12 protein-coding genes are annotated in these 13,920 nt (G+C 66.6%); 3 read left to right on the top strand and 9 right to left on the bottom strand.

Going from position 1 to position 13,920, the window contains the following annotated elements:
- Positions 1 to 125 precede the first annotated feature (125 nt).
- The 4 genes from POL67_RS28660 to POL67_RS28645 all read right to left on the bottom strand — a co-directional run bounded on the left by POL67_RS28660 (position 126) and on the right by POL67_RS28645 (position 1,357).
- The gene (locus POL67_RS28660) at positions 126 to 266 is read right to left on the bottom strand and encodes a hypothetical protein (RefSeq protein ID WP_271922728.1); all 141 of its coding nucleotides are present in this window, start codon (positions 264 to 266) and stop codon (positions 126 to 128) included.
- Positions 267 to 278: 12 nt separating this feature from the next.
- Positions 279 to 470: a hypothetical protein gene (locus tag POL67_RS28655; protein ID WP_271922725.1), complete on the bottom strand. Its 192-nt coding sequence runs from the start codon at positions 468 to 470 to the stop codon at positions 279 to 281.
- Positions 471 to 692: 222 nt separating this feature from the next.
- Positions 693 to 1,016, bottom strand: a complete 324-nt coding sequence (locus POL67_RS28650) for a hypothetical protein (protein WP_271922723.1) — start codon at positions 1,014 to 1,016, stop codon at positions 693 to 695.
- Positions 1,010 to 1,357: a hypothetical protein gene (locus POL67_RS28645; protein WP_271922721.1), complete on the bottom strand. Its 348-nt coding sequence runs from the start codon at positions 1,355 to 1,357 to the stop codon at positions 1,010 to 1,012. Before POL67_RS28645 ends, POL67_RS28650 begins: the two co-directional genes overlap by 7 nt.
- A 1,125-nt stretch (positions 1,358 to 2,482) precedes the next feature.
- Here POL67_RS28645 and POL67_RS28640 point away from each other — a divergent pair.
- Both POL67_RS28640 and POL67_RS28635 read left to right on the top strand, forming a co-directional pair.
- Positions 2,483 to 3,250 carry an OB-fold protein gene (locus POL67_RS28640; RefSeq protein WP_271922719.1) on the top strand — a complete coding sequence of 256 codons (768 nt, stop codon included), beginning with the start codon at positions 2,483 to 2,485 and terminating at the stop codon, positions 3,248 to 3,250.
- 418 nt (positions 3,251 to 3,668) lie between these two features.
- The gene (locus POL67_RS28635) at positions 3,669 to 4,778 is read left to right on the top strand and encodes a HEPN domain-containing protein (protein WP_271922717.1); all 1,110 of its coding nucleotides are present in this window, start codon (positions 3,669 to 3,671) and stop codon (positions 4,776 to 4,778) included.
- 227 nt (positions 4,779 to 5,005) lie between these two features.
- Here the strand turns inward: POL67_RS28635 and POL67_RS28630 are convergent, their stop codons facing one another.
- Both POL67_RS28630 and POL67_RS28625 read right to left on the bottom strand, forming a co-directional pair.
- Positions 5,006 to 6,859, bottom strand: coding sequence for a recombinase family protein (locus POL67_RS28630; protein ID WP_271922715.1), 1,854 nt, complete (start codon positions 6,857 to 6,859; stop codon positions 5,006 to 5,008).
- A gap of 280 nt (positions 6,860 to 7,139) precedes the next feature.
- The gene (locus POL67_RS28625) at positions 7,140 to 8,147 is read right to left on the bottom strand and encodes a hypothetical protein (RefSeq protein WP_271922713.1); all 1,008 of its coding nucleotides are present in this window, start codon (positions 8,145 to 8,147) and stop codon (positions 7,140 to 7,142) included.
- A 328-nt stretch (positions 8,148 to 8,475) separates the two neighbouring features.
- Here POL67_RS28625 and POL67_RS28620 point away from each other — a divergent pair, with 328 nt between their 5' ends.
- A complete protein-coding gene (locus tag POL67_RS28620) occupies positions 8,476 to 8,865 on the top strand; it encodes a hypothetical protein (protein ID WP_271922711.1) in 390 nt (129 codons plus the stop codon).
- Positions 8,866 to 9,063: 198 nt separating this feature from the next.
- Here the strand turns inward: POL67_RS28620 and POL67_RS28615 are convergent, their stop codons facing one another.
- From POL67_RS28615 to POL67_RS28605, 3 genes are all read right to left on the bottom strand, one after another.
- The gene (locus tag POL67_RS28615; RefSeq protein WP_271922709.1) at positions 9,064 to 9,744 is read right to left on the bottom strand and encodes a hypothetical protein; all 681 of its coding nucleotides are present in this window, start codon (positions 9,742 to 9,744) and stop codon (positions 9,064 to 9,066) included.
- A gap of 62 nt (positions 9,745 to 9,806) precedes the next feature.
- Entirely contained in the window at positions 9,807 to 11,309 is a 1,503-nt protein-coding gene (locus POL67_RS28610; RefSeq protein ID WP_271922707.1) for a hypothetical protein, read from the bottom strand.
- Positions 11,310 to 11,788: 479 nt separating this feature from the next.
- Complete coding sequence (locus tag POL67_RS28605) at positions 11,789 to 13,774, bottom strand: PAN domain-containing protein (protein ID WP_271922705.1); 1,986 nt, start codon at positions 13,772 to 13,774, stop codon at positions 11,789 to 11,791.
- Positions 13,775 to 13,920 lie beyond the last annotated feature (146 nt).

Here is a 13,920-nt window from a genome sequence, read left to right as displayed (position 1 = left end):
CGCGCCCCGGGGGCTGCGCCGTCGGGCACGCGCCACGCCGAGCGCCGCGAGGGCTGCGCCGCGCGCCGAAGCGTCGCGCCGAGCGTCCCGAGGACTGCGCCGGGCCGCGTGATGCGCACGGGTTCTTACTTGTAATAACTCGCTCCGGTGGGGCTGTAATAACTCGCGCCGAGCGTTGCGCCGTCCCCCGTTTTCCGCGCCGTCGAGCGACGCGCCGAGCTTTCCAGGGCCGCACCGATCGCCGCGAGGGCCGCGCCGTCGAGCACGACGGGCCGAGCTTACCAGGGCCGCGCCGAGCGCCGCGAGGGCTGCGCCGTCGAGCACGACGGGCCGAGCTTACCAGGGCCGCGCCGAGCGCCGCGAAGGGCCGCGCCGTCGAGCACGACCGCGCCGAGCGCAAGGGGCGATCCGACGCGCCGAGCGTCGCGCCGCGTGTGTTGTGTGATCGTGTAGTCGTGTGATCGGATCACACGGACCACGGATCACACAACACACGTAAGCGCCCACCTTCCGCGCCTTGACTGCCGCCCTCCCGTTGACAAGCGCCCTGCGATCTGTACGCGCGGACGACCGCGCCGAGCTTTGCGGAGCGCTGCGCCGTCGAGCACGTCGGAACGCTCGGTTTAACCGAAGGATCGACGTGCGGGACCGAAATCCTAGCGCCTGCCGTTGTGTCTGCGCCCCGAACGCGATCAAACGAGCGGAATCGTTCGCCAATCGTGAGGCAGAGCGTGCAGGTAATCCACGTGGATTACCGCGCTACGTAAGATAGGTAAAATGCGCTGCGCCGAGCGCCGCGAGGGCTGCGCCGTCGAGCACGACGCACCGATCGCCGCGAGGGCTGCGCCGAGCGTCGAGAGCGTCACGAGGACCGCGCCGTCGAGCACGACCGCGCCGAGCTTCCCAGCGTCGCGCCGAGCGCCGCGAGGGCTGCGCCGTCGAGCACGACGCACCGATCGCCGTGAGGGCTGCGCGCCGAGCGTCGAGAGCGCCGCGAAGGCTGCGTCGTCTAGCACGACCGCGCCGAGCTTCCCAGCGTCGCGCCGATCGCCGCGAGGGCTGCGCCGTCGAGCACGACGCACCGCTCGCCGTGAGGGCTGCGCCGAGCGTCGAGAGCGCCGCGAAGGCTGCGTCGTCGAGCACGACCGCGCCGAGCTTCCCAGCGTCGCGCCGAGCGCCGCGAGGGCTGCGCCGTCGAGCACGACGCACCGATCGCCGTGAGGGCTGCGCCGAGCGTCGAGAGCGCCGCGAGGGCCGCGCCGTCGAGCACGACCGCGCCGAGCGTCGAGAGCGCCGTGAGGGCCGCGCCGTCGAGCATGATCGCGCCGAGCGCCGCGAGGGCTGCGCCGTCGAGCACGACCGCGCCGAGCGCGAGAGCGCGCGAGGGCCGCGCCGTCGAGCATGACCGCGCCGAGCGCCGCGAGGGCTGCGAGGGCTGCGCCGTCGAGCATGATCGCGCCTAGCATCGAGAGCGCCGCGGGGGCTGCGCCGTCGAGCACGATCGCGCCGAGCGCGAGAGCGCGCGAGAGCTGCGCCATCGAGCACGACCGCGCCGAGCGTCGAAAGCGCCGCGGGGGCTGCGCCGCCGAGCACGATCGCGCCGAGCGCGAGAGCGCGCGAGGGCTGCGCCATCGAGCACGACCGCGCCGAGCATCCCAGGGCCGCGCCGTCGAGCACGACCGCACCTACCGCCGCGAGGGCTGCCCCTTTGTGTTGTCACGCATGTCTCGGGTCCGTGTGTCTCGCGAGACAAGCCCCCCCGAGACAACGTGACAAGAAACGCGAGCCCTCCACGCACGTCCCCCTTGACAAGCGCCCCGAGGGCTACGCCGTCGAACACGACCGCGCCGAGCGCCCCGAGGGCTGCGCCGTCAAGGGGCATGTAATTAGTGCGCCGTCGAGCACGACCGCGCCGAGCGCCCCGAGGGCTGCCCCGAGCGGCGCGAGGGGGCGCCCGTCAAGGGGAAGCGTTCCGCGTGGCTCACGAGGGGCTTGTGGGCTTGTGGCCACAAGAGGCTTGTGGCCACAAGAGGCTTGTGGCCCAAGCCTCACGGTTACAAGCCAGAAGCGACCGCGGGGAGCTTGCGTGCGCCGAGCGGCGCGCGAGGGCTGCGCCGTCGAGCACGACCGCGCCGAGCGCCGCTTACGGTAAGTCTCGGCGCGCCGCGGTGTGCTGGGTGTGCTGAACGGTCCACTGTGCCACGACACACTGACGGAGCGGGACACAGTGCGCGCCAAGCGGACCACCTAGTCCAAGCATCCCCGGCGGCCCCTCACGCGCGCAGATGTTCGACGCTCTCACGCGTGAGGCTGTCACGCGTGAGGCCAAAGATGGCAGCGCGACTCGCATGCGAGCCGGGGCACCGTCCTAGCTGCGAGTCGGCCGATGGGCGCGCGCGCCGAGCGGGGGACCCTACGTCGCGAAGCAGCCGTCCAGCCGGAAGGTGGACGCGCCTTACATTCGTCCCGTATGCTAGCCACCATGAGACAGACCTCGCTCCTGATGCTCACCCTCTCCCTTGCCGCGTGCTGCAACCTCGGGAACAAGTCGTCGCCTTCGTCGGAGAGTGGCGCGGCAACCAACTCCACATCGGCCGCGACAGCCCCAACGGCGGCTGCTCGGGACTTCAAGGAACGTCCATCGGTAATGGTCTCGGCCAAAGACATCCTCGATGAGTACAAGAATAACGAGGTGCGTGCTGATGGGAAATTCAAGGACAAGATCGTCCAGATCCGGGGCAAGGTCGGGGACGTGAAGAAGGACATTACCGACAGCATCTACGTCACCGTCGGAACGGGCGCGATGCTGGAGATTCCCGAGGTTCAGTGCTTCGTGAAGGACAGCGAAGCAAAGGCCGCTGCCGCATTGAATAAGGGGGAGGAGGTTACGGTAGCCGGGCACGTTGACGGACTTTTGATGAACGTCCTTGTCAAGGACTGCGTTATCAACCCGGACATGAAGATTTGCGACCGTATGCGGGTGGCCCTGGGCGGCTCCGGGGAATGTAAGGCGGGCGCTTCGGTGCCAACATTCCAAATGCCCGACAAGAGCAAAGTGGGAGTGATTTGCTTCCCGACCAAGGAAATGTTCGACAAGACCACAACGAGCGACGGGGTTAAGCCCAAAGATAATACGGCGTCCCTTATTGCGTCATCACAGTCCATGTGTATGGCGATTTTGGGCTCGGAAAAGGGTCCTGTACCGCAGTCATTGGTGGACCAAGCCCAAAAGGCCCTCGACGCCCTGTAGAGATTCCCTTCGTCTCTGCCCGAGGGCCGCGCCAAGCGTCGCGAAAGCTGCGCCGACAAGGACGACCACGCTGAGCGCCCTGTGGACCATGCCAGCGTCGAGGGCTGGGCCGTCGAGCACGACCGCGCCGAACGCCGCGAGGGCTGCGCCGAGCGGAGCGAGGGGGCGCGCGTCAAGGGGAAGCGCTCCGCGTGGCTCACGAGGGGCTTGTGGTCTTGTGCTCACAAGACGCTTGTGGCCCAAGCCCCACGGCTACAAGCCAGAAGCGCCCGCGGGGGCTTGCGTGCGCCGAGCGGCGCGAGGGCTGCGCCGTCGAGCACGACCGCGCGCGACGCTGCCGAGGAGGCGCAGCTGCGGTGCGAATGAATTCCCCTTGCTGCACGAATGCGCAACATGTATCTTCGCCATGAGACCCATCATGACGAATCCTGTGGTTGCAAAGCTCTCTGCTTCGCTCCCCCGTGACATTCACAAGGGAATGATCTGTACTCCTGCAAGATTTCTTGGCCAGTACGAGGACGAGCAATTCTTGATAGCGCACGCGTGGCCAACAGACTATGTGGGCATGAACATTCGATTCGGCCAAAAGAGCGCGGCGAGCAAGCACTACTATATTGTGGCATTCAAGGCCCCGGCGGAGGAGAGTTTTGCCGGCGGGAGGAGGACAGCGATACCGGATTATACGCCTCTGCTTGGCGAAATCGTGGATCTTCTGGCCGTGTTTTTTGGAAAGCAGTTCAATAGCTGCGGAATGATTGAAAGCAGTGGTCTTTATCATATACCGCATCTGTCGATGTCGCTGACTGGGTATTATGACCATTACCCGTACAATGATTTGCCAAGACCAGATCTCGAAATTGATTTAAATTTGTCGCGGTGCGGTGGGATTCTTGGCTTGCTTACTGACGCCGCGCCATCGTCAAGATTGAGCACGCTCGCCGGTACTGCCGCCAAGTTCTATGCCAGGGCTTTGCGCACATACGAACATGACCATGGCGCTGCCTTTGTAGATTTAATGATGGCCGGCGAGATTATATCGAAATATCAGGAGTTGCCCCAGGACGAGATCTACGACGATCAGCTAAAGAAGCTATTCGCTCGGTTGCATCAAGCTGGAATTGGGGAATCAGATGTGCGCGCGATAAAGGGCCGGCTATACCAGGTGAAGCGCCATTTTGTACGGAACCTTTTGGGTCTACTGAGCCCTAAGTTTTTTGACAAGACCGAATGCAGCGGACTTACGCCGATCGAACACGTTAGGCTCCGCGCCGACGATATAGAGAAGCGGCTCAGATCTGCTTACGATCTCCGAAGCAGGTACGTTCACGAAGGTATCCCGCTAGATTATTGGATGCGCCCCGAGGGGCGTGATGAGTTGCGCTGGGGATCTCCGATCACGGGTAATAAAGAATTGGACAAGATCGTTGGGAATGCTCCTACGTTCTACGGGATGGAGCGCATTATTAGGTTCTGCCTGCTTCGCCTTTTGCATAAGCATGTGATGCCACTTCATCCTGACTTGGACTGAACAGGTGGTCGACGTCGAGCCCGAGGAGGCGTAGCTGCGGGGCGAGCGCGAGCCCTTGCAAGTCGTTCGTGGGGGAGAGGCTGCGCCGAGTAGCGCGAGGTCTGCGCGGTCGAGCACGACCGCGCCGAGCGTGGCAAGACGGCGCGGGAAGGGGACGCCATGCGTTCCGGCGCGTGAGATGGCCCCCGAGCCCTCGCGCGCGCCGAGCGCCTGCTAGAGGAAGCCTGCTAGGCGTCCCCGGGCGGAAGCGCCGGCACGTGCTCCGCGCCTCCGGTGAGCATCGGGCGAGCAGGGCGGCGCGGATCGTCGCTCGCCTGATCGAGCGTCGCGGGATCGGGCAGGCGTCCCTCCGCGTACCGGACGGCCATCGTCGCGGCGTCGCTCCATTCGATAGCGATCCCCTCCGGACCGATCTTGATCCCGTCGAGCATCGCGCCGAGCGCCGCGCGCCGAGCAGGGACGGCCATGGTCCCCCATTGCGCCACGAACGAGCGCAACCACGAAAGCGCGCCCTTTCGATTCTCGACCGTATCGGCCGAAGCTTCCGCGGAGAGCGCCCGTTCCTCCGCATCGATCGCGGCAAGCTCGCGCTCGATCCGCGCCGCTTCCGCCCGGATGACGTCCATCCCCCACTGGCCCGAGGAGACCATGGAAACGAGATTGCTCCGCGCCGTTACGAGCTTGGCCCGCTGCGTCCTGAAATTCGGCGCGTGGGGGGAAGGCGGAGGAGCTTTCGACAGATGGCCGTCTAGCGCCCTGAAGTGCCGCGCCGCGAGCCGTTCGATCTTCGGATCGATCTCATCCTGGCGATTCCAGGGAGCCCCCATGCACCGCTCGCGCGTGGCATTTTTCAATTCGGGCGCGTAGCGCTTCCGGCACACGTAATATCCCGCGTGCTTATTCTTCTCGCTTGCAGGCTTGGCCGTGATCATCGATCCGCAAACGGAGCAACGGGCGAGCCCTCGGATCAACCATTCCGAGGTGATCGTGTCCGTGCGAGGCTTGCGCCCGTAGGAGCGCCGTCCCGCTAGCGCGTGCTGGGCCGCGTGCCACATTTGCAGGGAAACGATCGGTTCGTGCGCGTCGACCCATTCGGCAGGCTTCTGCGTCAACTGCCGGTTTTTGTCGGGCCGGACGGGCGTGGTCGCGATCTGGCCGGCGTACATGCGGTTTTTGAGCAATTGCAGGATCCAGACGGTCCGGAACGTCGCGAGCCCTGTATAGGTCGTCTGGCAATGGAGCGCGATGTCTCGCGCGCTCTTGCCTGCAAGGCACATGTCGAACATTTCGCGGACGATGGGCGCCTTGATCGGATCGATGTCCAATCGGCGCGGCTTATCGTGGGCGTCCGCGCCCTTGGCCCGCACGTAGCCGAACGGGGGCTGTCCCTCTACGAATTTCCCGAGGGCCCGGAGCCGCTTTCGATTGCCTTCCGTGCGCTCCCGAATGCGGGCCCGCTCCATCTGTGCGATCGACGCCCACAGGGCCATTTGCGTCTCCCCCTCGGGGGTAGAGGCGTCGAAGCGTTCGGCGAGAGACAGAAAGCGCGCCCCCCGCTTAATGATGTCGCGCACGGCGGAGATCGTGAAAACGATATCGCGAGAGAACCGATCGAGCTTCGCCACGACCACGAGATCCCCCGGGCGGACGGCCTTTAGCAGGGCTGCGATGTTCTCCCGTTTCTCTTGTGACTCGACGCCGCCCGATTCCGTTTCTTCAAAGTCAATCGGATCCGGGAGGCGGGCGTACTGACAGTAACGCCGGATCTCCTCGTCCTGCGCGTCGAGCGACGTGCCCGATCGCATTTGCTCCATGGTCGAGACGCGCCGATAGGCGAGCACTCGCGACGTCCCGGCATGAGGACCGTTGACCGTGAGGACTCGCCGAACCGAGGAAGGATCCGCGATCGTGGGCCCTGCGTTCACGACCGCGGGCGCATGGGGCGCCGCTTCGAGGATGGAGACCTCGCGCGGGGGGCTGACGTGCGCGCGATCCTGCGCCGTTCCGCGCGCCTTGCTACCCTTGCCGCCCTTGCTGCTCTTGCCGCCCATGCTCGGGATGATGCCGGTCCTGGCTTCCATGGTCGAGACCTCTCGGTCGGATTGTGCCACTACTGAACGCGCGATCAGCCTATTTGGCCGGGCAGCGAGTCGCTCTCAGTGTGTCACAAGTGTTCGGAATCATTAAGTTTGCTGCCTAGGTAGTAGGTAGCAAATAGATTCCGGATCGGAAGCGGAAGCGGAAGCGGAAGCGGAAGCGGCAGCGGCAACCGGGATCTGATGTCGTCGAGTGCCGGATGGGCCATGGGCCTTGCCAGGTGTGGCGGGCGCCATGGCGGAGGGGGGCGGCCTTCACGCGCGCTTACTGCGCGTCGCGGGTGAACGGTGCCGGGAGCGCGGGCGCGTTGCCTTGGGCTTGTCGCACGCGGCAACTCGCTGCGGTGAGGTAGAACTCGCGCTGGTCGGCGACCATGAGCTGGTCGCCGAAGGAGAGCGTCACGGGCGGAGACGGAATCGTCCTCCCGCTCCAGCCCGAGCTCCGGCTGCCGTCGGGAAACGTCACCGAGCCGAAGTCGGTAGAGCGCGCCGCTTGCCGCGCGGACGGCATCACCGACTCGAACTCGGTCTCGCGCTCCACGCGCCGCCCGTCTCGCATGGTGTAACGCTGCGAGAACTTCACGCCGTTGCCCTTGCGCGGCGTCGCCGTGAGCGTGCGGCACTGCGCTTCGTTGGTCACGTACTCCCACAGCGTCCCGCCGTGCGCGATCAGCGCGTCTGCGCGCGTGAGCGTGCGCGCGAGCGCCGCGTCCGGAACGTTGATCACCCGCGCGCGCATGCGCTCCGCCTCGGCCATCTCCTGCTCGCACGCGGGGAGCAGAAACGGCCGCTCGGTGGGCGCAAGCTCCTCGCACGCGTCTCCCACGCAGCGCAGCAGGAAGCGCGTGCTGTGCGCGCACGCTTCGCGTTCACGGAACAGCGCGCCCACCGTTGTGAGCACCACCTCGTCGCTGCTCTCATCGAGCCGATCGATCTCCTGGGATGTGTTCCCGCGAAACGAGAACGCGGGCGACGCGTGCGTGAGCGTGGGCGACCCCAGCGTCCAGTGCTCGCCCATCTCGTGCAACGGAAACGAAAACGGACCCAGCGTGAACGTGATCTCGTTCGCCTTGCGATCGATCGTCGCGGGCACGCACGCGACCTCGCCCGAGTACGCGCGCTCTTGGCCCACGCCCGACGCGATGTTGATCCCGCGGGTGAGCCGCCGCACCCAGTACGTTCCGCGGGGAGGTGCGGGCTGCGTGGCCTGCGCGGGCTGTGGGGCAGGGGGCTCGGCGGTGACGTCGAGCTCGGGCGTTACGGTCGGCAGCACGACCACGGGCGGTGCGGTGTGTGTGACAACGGGCCGCGCGCAGGCAGAAAATGTGACCGCTGTGCAGCACAAGAGGGAGAGAGAACGCAGCAAGGGGACCATCGCGCGGCGGACGACACCGCGTACAGCGCGTCGGTTCCCGCGCAGAGACCTCTCCCCGTGCAGCACGCCTTCGAACCAGGTTCGAGGTCGTGGTGGTAGGTGCACGACGTGCTCGAAACTGGTTCGCGGCGACCGTTCCCTGGGAGGCTCTCCCTGGGGGGCGGGATGTTGTACGCTGAACCCCTGCGGAGCGCCCTGAGGCGCGCGGATCGTATTGAGGTCTCGAATGAAGAAGAGCTCGCTCTCCCCTTGCCGACGTTCGCCCATGTACGCCGTCTTCGCGTTTTTCGCCGTGTCGACGGCCGGCGCTTGCAGCGGTCAGGCGCCAGCGGCAAGCGACCAGGCGCCCGCCACGCCCCAAGCGCTCGGGGCGTCAACGACGTCTGTCAGCGCGCCGCCATCGCCTGCGCCGCAGCCCACCGCGACGGTCGGGGATCCGCAGACCGCGCCCACGAATCCAGCAGGCACGCAGGTCCCTGCGGCCAGCGGGTGCGACCCTGCCAAAGAGCCGCACCGCAGATACCTCGGCGACAGGGAAAAGTGCATGCTCATCAAGTATCGCTGCGAGCCGCCGCAGTCGTTCTTCTCCAATGCCTGCGGCTGCGGCTGCGAATAACGTCGCGAGGAGCACGTCCTTGCGGCGACGCGCAGGCGCAGGCCGGGTCCGGCGCCTTCTCCGGCCCTCGGCGTGCACCTGGCAACGTGGGTTGCCTCCCTGCCTCTCGGCCAGGCCGTCATGACGACGTGACGGGGGCTGTCATGGCGTCGTGACGGTTGTTGCGCGCCCGTCACGGCTTGCGTGGGTCGCCTGCGCTCAATTCGAGTGCGCGCAGTTGAGGTAGAAGCAGTCCCCCGTGGGAAACCCCACGCGGAACGCTCCCTCACCCCTGTTGCAGGACCCGGACGAGTTCCCGACCTTCCCCGTGGCCCCAACGGCCTCGGCGCCGGTGCACGCCCACCCGTCGTTCGAATTCATGTCGATGACGGAGGTACAGGTGTACCCCGTGCCGCTCGCCGCGTCGTTCAGCGTCGTCGTTCCGGTTGCATCGACCGATGCGATCGTGAGTGCGACGTCCGCCTCCGGACAGCCCCGCTCGCAGACGCCTGCCTTGCAGGGGCCCTTGCAGTCGAACACATCCTCGACGACCACGCCCGTGAAGATCGGCTCGCAGTTTACGCCGTCGCAAATCGTGAACTCGCAGTTGTATTGGACGAGGTTGCCGTTCTCGTCGCAATGGTCGACGAACGTGCCATTGTCTCCCGTCACGGCCTCCACGACGTACGGGTTGGTCGAGATACCGGTCGAGATCATGCCGTGATCGCACTTGTGCGTCTCCGCGGGGTCAACTCCGTCTCCGCCGGCCGCACCTCCGCCTCCGCCGGCCGCGCCCCCGCCTCCTCCGGCCTCGCTTCCGCCGCAGCCGGCCATCCCCACCACCCAGGTCGCCGCCACGAGCCCGAGAACCCGCATCCAGTGGCCCTTCCTCTCCGTCATGTTCACCTCCGTGCGTCGCGCTCTTGCAGCCGTCGTGCCGAGCCCTCGACGCGGTCCGCGTCTCACTCGGCGACGAGAATCCCCCGCACCGTCGACGCCGGACCGACGCCGCTCGTCGCGAGGAGGATCGGATATCCATTGTCCGCGGGCATGAGGAAGCTCTTGCTCTCGCCGTCCCCCAGGCTGCCGGTCTCGAGGATCGTCTTGTACATGCCGTCCTTGAACTGCATGTTGAGCTTCGCCCCGCCGCTCGCGACCACGGTGAGCCGATAACTCGCCCCGGCCGTCCACGGAGCCCAGCTCACCCGATAGTCCCAGGTGGCATTCGTATGCTCCAGCTTGATGGCCGTGTCCGTGCTCGCGAACACGAGCGCCTGCTGCCAGGAGTCGAAGGCCCCGCCGCTGCCGTTCCAGGGGCCGCGCATCGACATGCGATTGAGGTTCGTGTTCGGCACGAATTCCTTGCCGTCGCCGTCGATGAACCCGTCGGAGCTTTCCATCCTGCGCAGCGCGTGGGCCACGTCGAACAACTGATTGGCCACCACGCTGTCCCACTCGCCGGGCGGCTTCGTCGAGACCGTGAATTGGCTGCCGTTCTCCACGTAGATGGCGAAGGGCGTATCGGTGTTTCGGTCGACGAGGCGGGCCCCGTAGACCTGGAGCGTCTTGATGACCTTCAAGAGGCCAGGCGACGTGACCTTCGACGTGTCGTAGTCCGGCGGCAGCATCAGGAGCGAGCCCATGGGGATCTGCCCCTTGTAGGCCGAGGCGCTGTCGCCGTCCTCGAGGGTGGCGGGAAAGACGAAACCGGCTTTCATCGCGGTGCCATCCAGCGACAAGGCCAGCGCGTGGTGGAACAGCTCTTCCCCGTCGTCGGCTTCGTTCACGCGAATGAGGCCGGCGGCGGTGCACACGCCGGAAGCGCGCGCCCCCTGGGAGAAATGCGCGGGGTCGCCCCAGCCCGAGCCGGCGAGGGGGGACCATGAATACATCGTTGCAGTCCAGGCGCCGGCCGCGTCTTTCTTGAGCTGCCAGAACGAATGAATGATGCCCGTCTTCTCGTCGACGATGTCGGCATGACCATCACTGCCCGACGCGCCCTCGACCGAGGCAGGCCAGTGCGGGATGACGACGGCGCACGATCCGCCGACGTCGGGGCAGCTCGGGCCCGCGGCGCCGCCTTTGCCAAGCACCTGCATCGGCGGGTCGCTCTCCGACGCGCGGAAGATGGTCGTCGAGTAAGCGCCTCCGGCCACGACGGGATAAAAGGCCGGATTGGGCGTCGGCGGGATCTGGTAGTCGCCGAGGACGGGGTTTTTGGGGTGGCTGTTCCACAACGAGTCCACCGCGAAGGGTTTTTCAAAGGTCCCCCACACGCTGCCCATGCCGGCGTCGCCGCCCGCGCCGCCCGCGCCCCCTTCGCCCGCGGAGCCGCCGCCGCCGCCCGTGCCGCCATTCGCCCCGCTTCCCTCCGTGGAGGAAGGAGGATCGGCGTTCGTGTCGCCGCAGCCAGGGAGCAAGGCATAAAGGAGGATCGAAATGGCAAACGAGCCGAGGGTGCGCATGGAGGTCTGCATACCCAGCGACGAGAGGCAGGTCAACCGCGACGCGCGCTGTGAAGTGGCTCGGGCGGGAGAACCAACGGGGGGCCGTTGCGCTGGGGCTTTGCCCCAGGCCCCACCGGGGCTATCCGCCCCTGGACCTGGACCAGCGCAAGCGCTGGACCCGGGGTCGATGAACTGCGCGATGCGCAGTTCATCGAACAGGCCGAGGAACGACCCCTGCCAACCAAGACAGACGCGCTGCCATTTCAACAGGCAACGCTGTCGCTGGTCTTGTTACCGGCCGTTGGAAGAACTGCGCACCGCGCAGTTCTTCCACCTTCGGTCCAGGCCGTGCCTGGTTCGGGCCTTTGGGCGAACAGCCCCCGCGGGGTCCGGGGCAGCGCCCCGGCGCGACGGTTGCCCGAGGAGGTCTATGCCGAGGGCCGTGCCTGGTTCGGGTCGAGGGGCGATTTCGCCCCTACGAACCGTGGGCGCGGCGCTCAGTTCGGCTTGATGAGGCCTCGGTCGGTGACGCCGATGGTCCAGGCTTTGGTGTACGAGTCCCAACCGCTGGTCCAGCAGGTCTCCAACGCCTCCGTGTCCCCGTACTCGCAATCGGTGTGCTCCCAGGTCTCCAGACCGGTCTTCCACGAGGCCGCGGGCATGTTGCAGCTCGGCCAGGCCTGGGTCGGGTGGGTGCTCACGCCGTCGTCACCCCAGTACTCGAAGTCGCCCTTCCGGTCATGGCTCATCCAGGGCTCGGCGTTCGCGGCGAGGCTGACGAGGTTGTTCCACGTGTCGATGTGAGCGCCGTTGGAGTTGTTGCGCCATTCGCCCCAGGCAGGCCAGCAGACCTCACCAACCCCACCCTGGTTGTAGAAACTCGCGTGCGAGTTCTTTCCCGCGAAGACGACGGGGTGGGTGCTGTCTTCGATGGGGACATGGCCGCGCTCCACGAGCCGCGTGTAGTAGTAGCCGTGCGTCCAGTAGGTGACGGCCGCGATTTGGCTCCGATCCTCGCGCAAGGTCACCATGATCCTCTCCCAGTCGCCGCTGTGGGCGCCGGAAACCCCGTCGCAGCTCGGCTGGTGGCCGTAGAAGAACCAGTATTGGATCCGCACCTGCGCGCCGCAGACGGTGGCCTGGGTATACGTCGGGATGGTACCCGCGGACAGGGAGGCGATGTCGGTGTTGTCGACCCGACCCGTCTGCGGCTTGGCGACGGCCGCGTCGTAGAACACCTGCGCGGACATGGGGTAGTTGGGGGCTGATCCATCAAAACGCAGCCGCGGCGCGAACTTGGTCACCAACGCTTGCAACGCCTCGTCGCGCCTGCCGGCGCTGATCACGAATGCGCTGTCCGACACAAGCCCGGCGCCGACGTCCGCGTTCCCCGTGCGGAGCCAGCATTGCTGCTTGTGCGGGTTGAAGGTGCCGCCCGTGCAGGACCCGTTATGGATACAGGCCTGATAACATGCCGCCGCGCTCGTCGTGGTGAACTCGTGGAGCGGCCCCGTCCCCCAGAAGGTCCGGCCCGCGTGCATCAGCGACTGGGCGTACGCGTCGCCCAGGCTCGACGACACCGTGAACGCATAGTCCGACGGGATCCCGCCGCCGATGGCCGCGCTCCCCGTGCGGAGCCAGCATTGCTGCTTGTGCGGGTTGAAGGTGCCGCCCGTGCACGACGCGTCTTCGAGGCAGGGGGTGTAACACTCCGTCGCCGTCTGCGCGACGAACTCCGTGAACGCGCCCGTCCCCCAGAACGTCTGGCCGGGCAACATCGTGGGCGCGGGCCCGGAGCTCTGACAGCACAGGAGCGAATGCGGGGCGCCCGTCGCTGGCGACACGCTGACGCCGGCCACGTGCTCGTTGATTGCGCACTCGCCCTTGTACGCGTATTGGTCCCAATCCACGATCGTCGAGTCTCCGCGATCGTCGCCAAGATCGAAGATCCGCACGGTGCAGGTCGTGTCCTCGGTGAACCCCGCCCCCTGCGCGCACTGGACCCCGTGGAACTTGTTGTCGCCCTGGAACTGCGTGGCGTTCTCGCTGACGCCGCTCACGTACTCGCCGGAACCGCACTCGAGCTTGTAGAACCCGGGCGCCCAGTCGCCGAGGCGCGACGCCCGGCGCTGGTCCGCGGCGTTGTCGAGCAGCAGCGTCGCCGCCACGGTCCCCGTGAATTTCGCGGCATCGCCCTGCTTGCAGAGCGCGTTCCGGCCCTGGTGATCCCCGGAGTATACGCTGATGCCGCTCACCACCTCGCCGGGGGCGCACGAGGCCTTGCCGTGGTTGTGATCCCAGTCCGTGGGGCTGCCGCGCATCGTCGACCCGTCCCGGAACGGCGCGATGAAGGACTGGAGCTCTTGGGCATCCTGTCCGACGTTCTCGGTGTCCTCCAGGCCCGGCTCCTCGGCGCCACACGCGGCGAGCGACGAACCCAGCGCCAATGCGAAGATCCCCGGCATCGTGAATTTGTTGAACATGGCCATGTTTCCTCAGGTCCTTTGGAACGTGACGCGCTACAGGCGTATTCGGACATGCCCCCGCCGCTCTGTGCCGCCCTCGTGCCCGGGGAGCGCGAGAGCGGGTCAAAAAAAGAACCGAAGGTGATCGAATCTCGTCGGGCGCT

Origin of the sequence: Polyangium mundeleinium (assembly GCF_028369105.1) — a bacterium.
GTDB lineage: Bacteria > Myxococcota_A > Polyangia > Polyangiales > Polyangiaceae > Polyangium > Polyangium mundeleinium.
The sequence above is the reverse complement of the archived record's forward strand: the minus strand, read 5'-3'. Positions and strand labels throughout refer to the sequence as shown.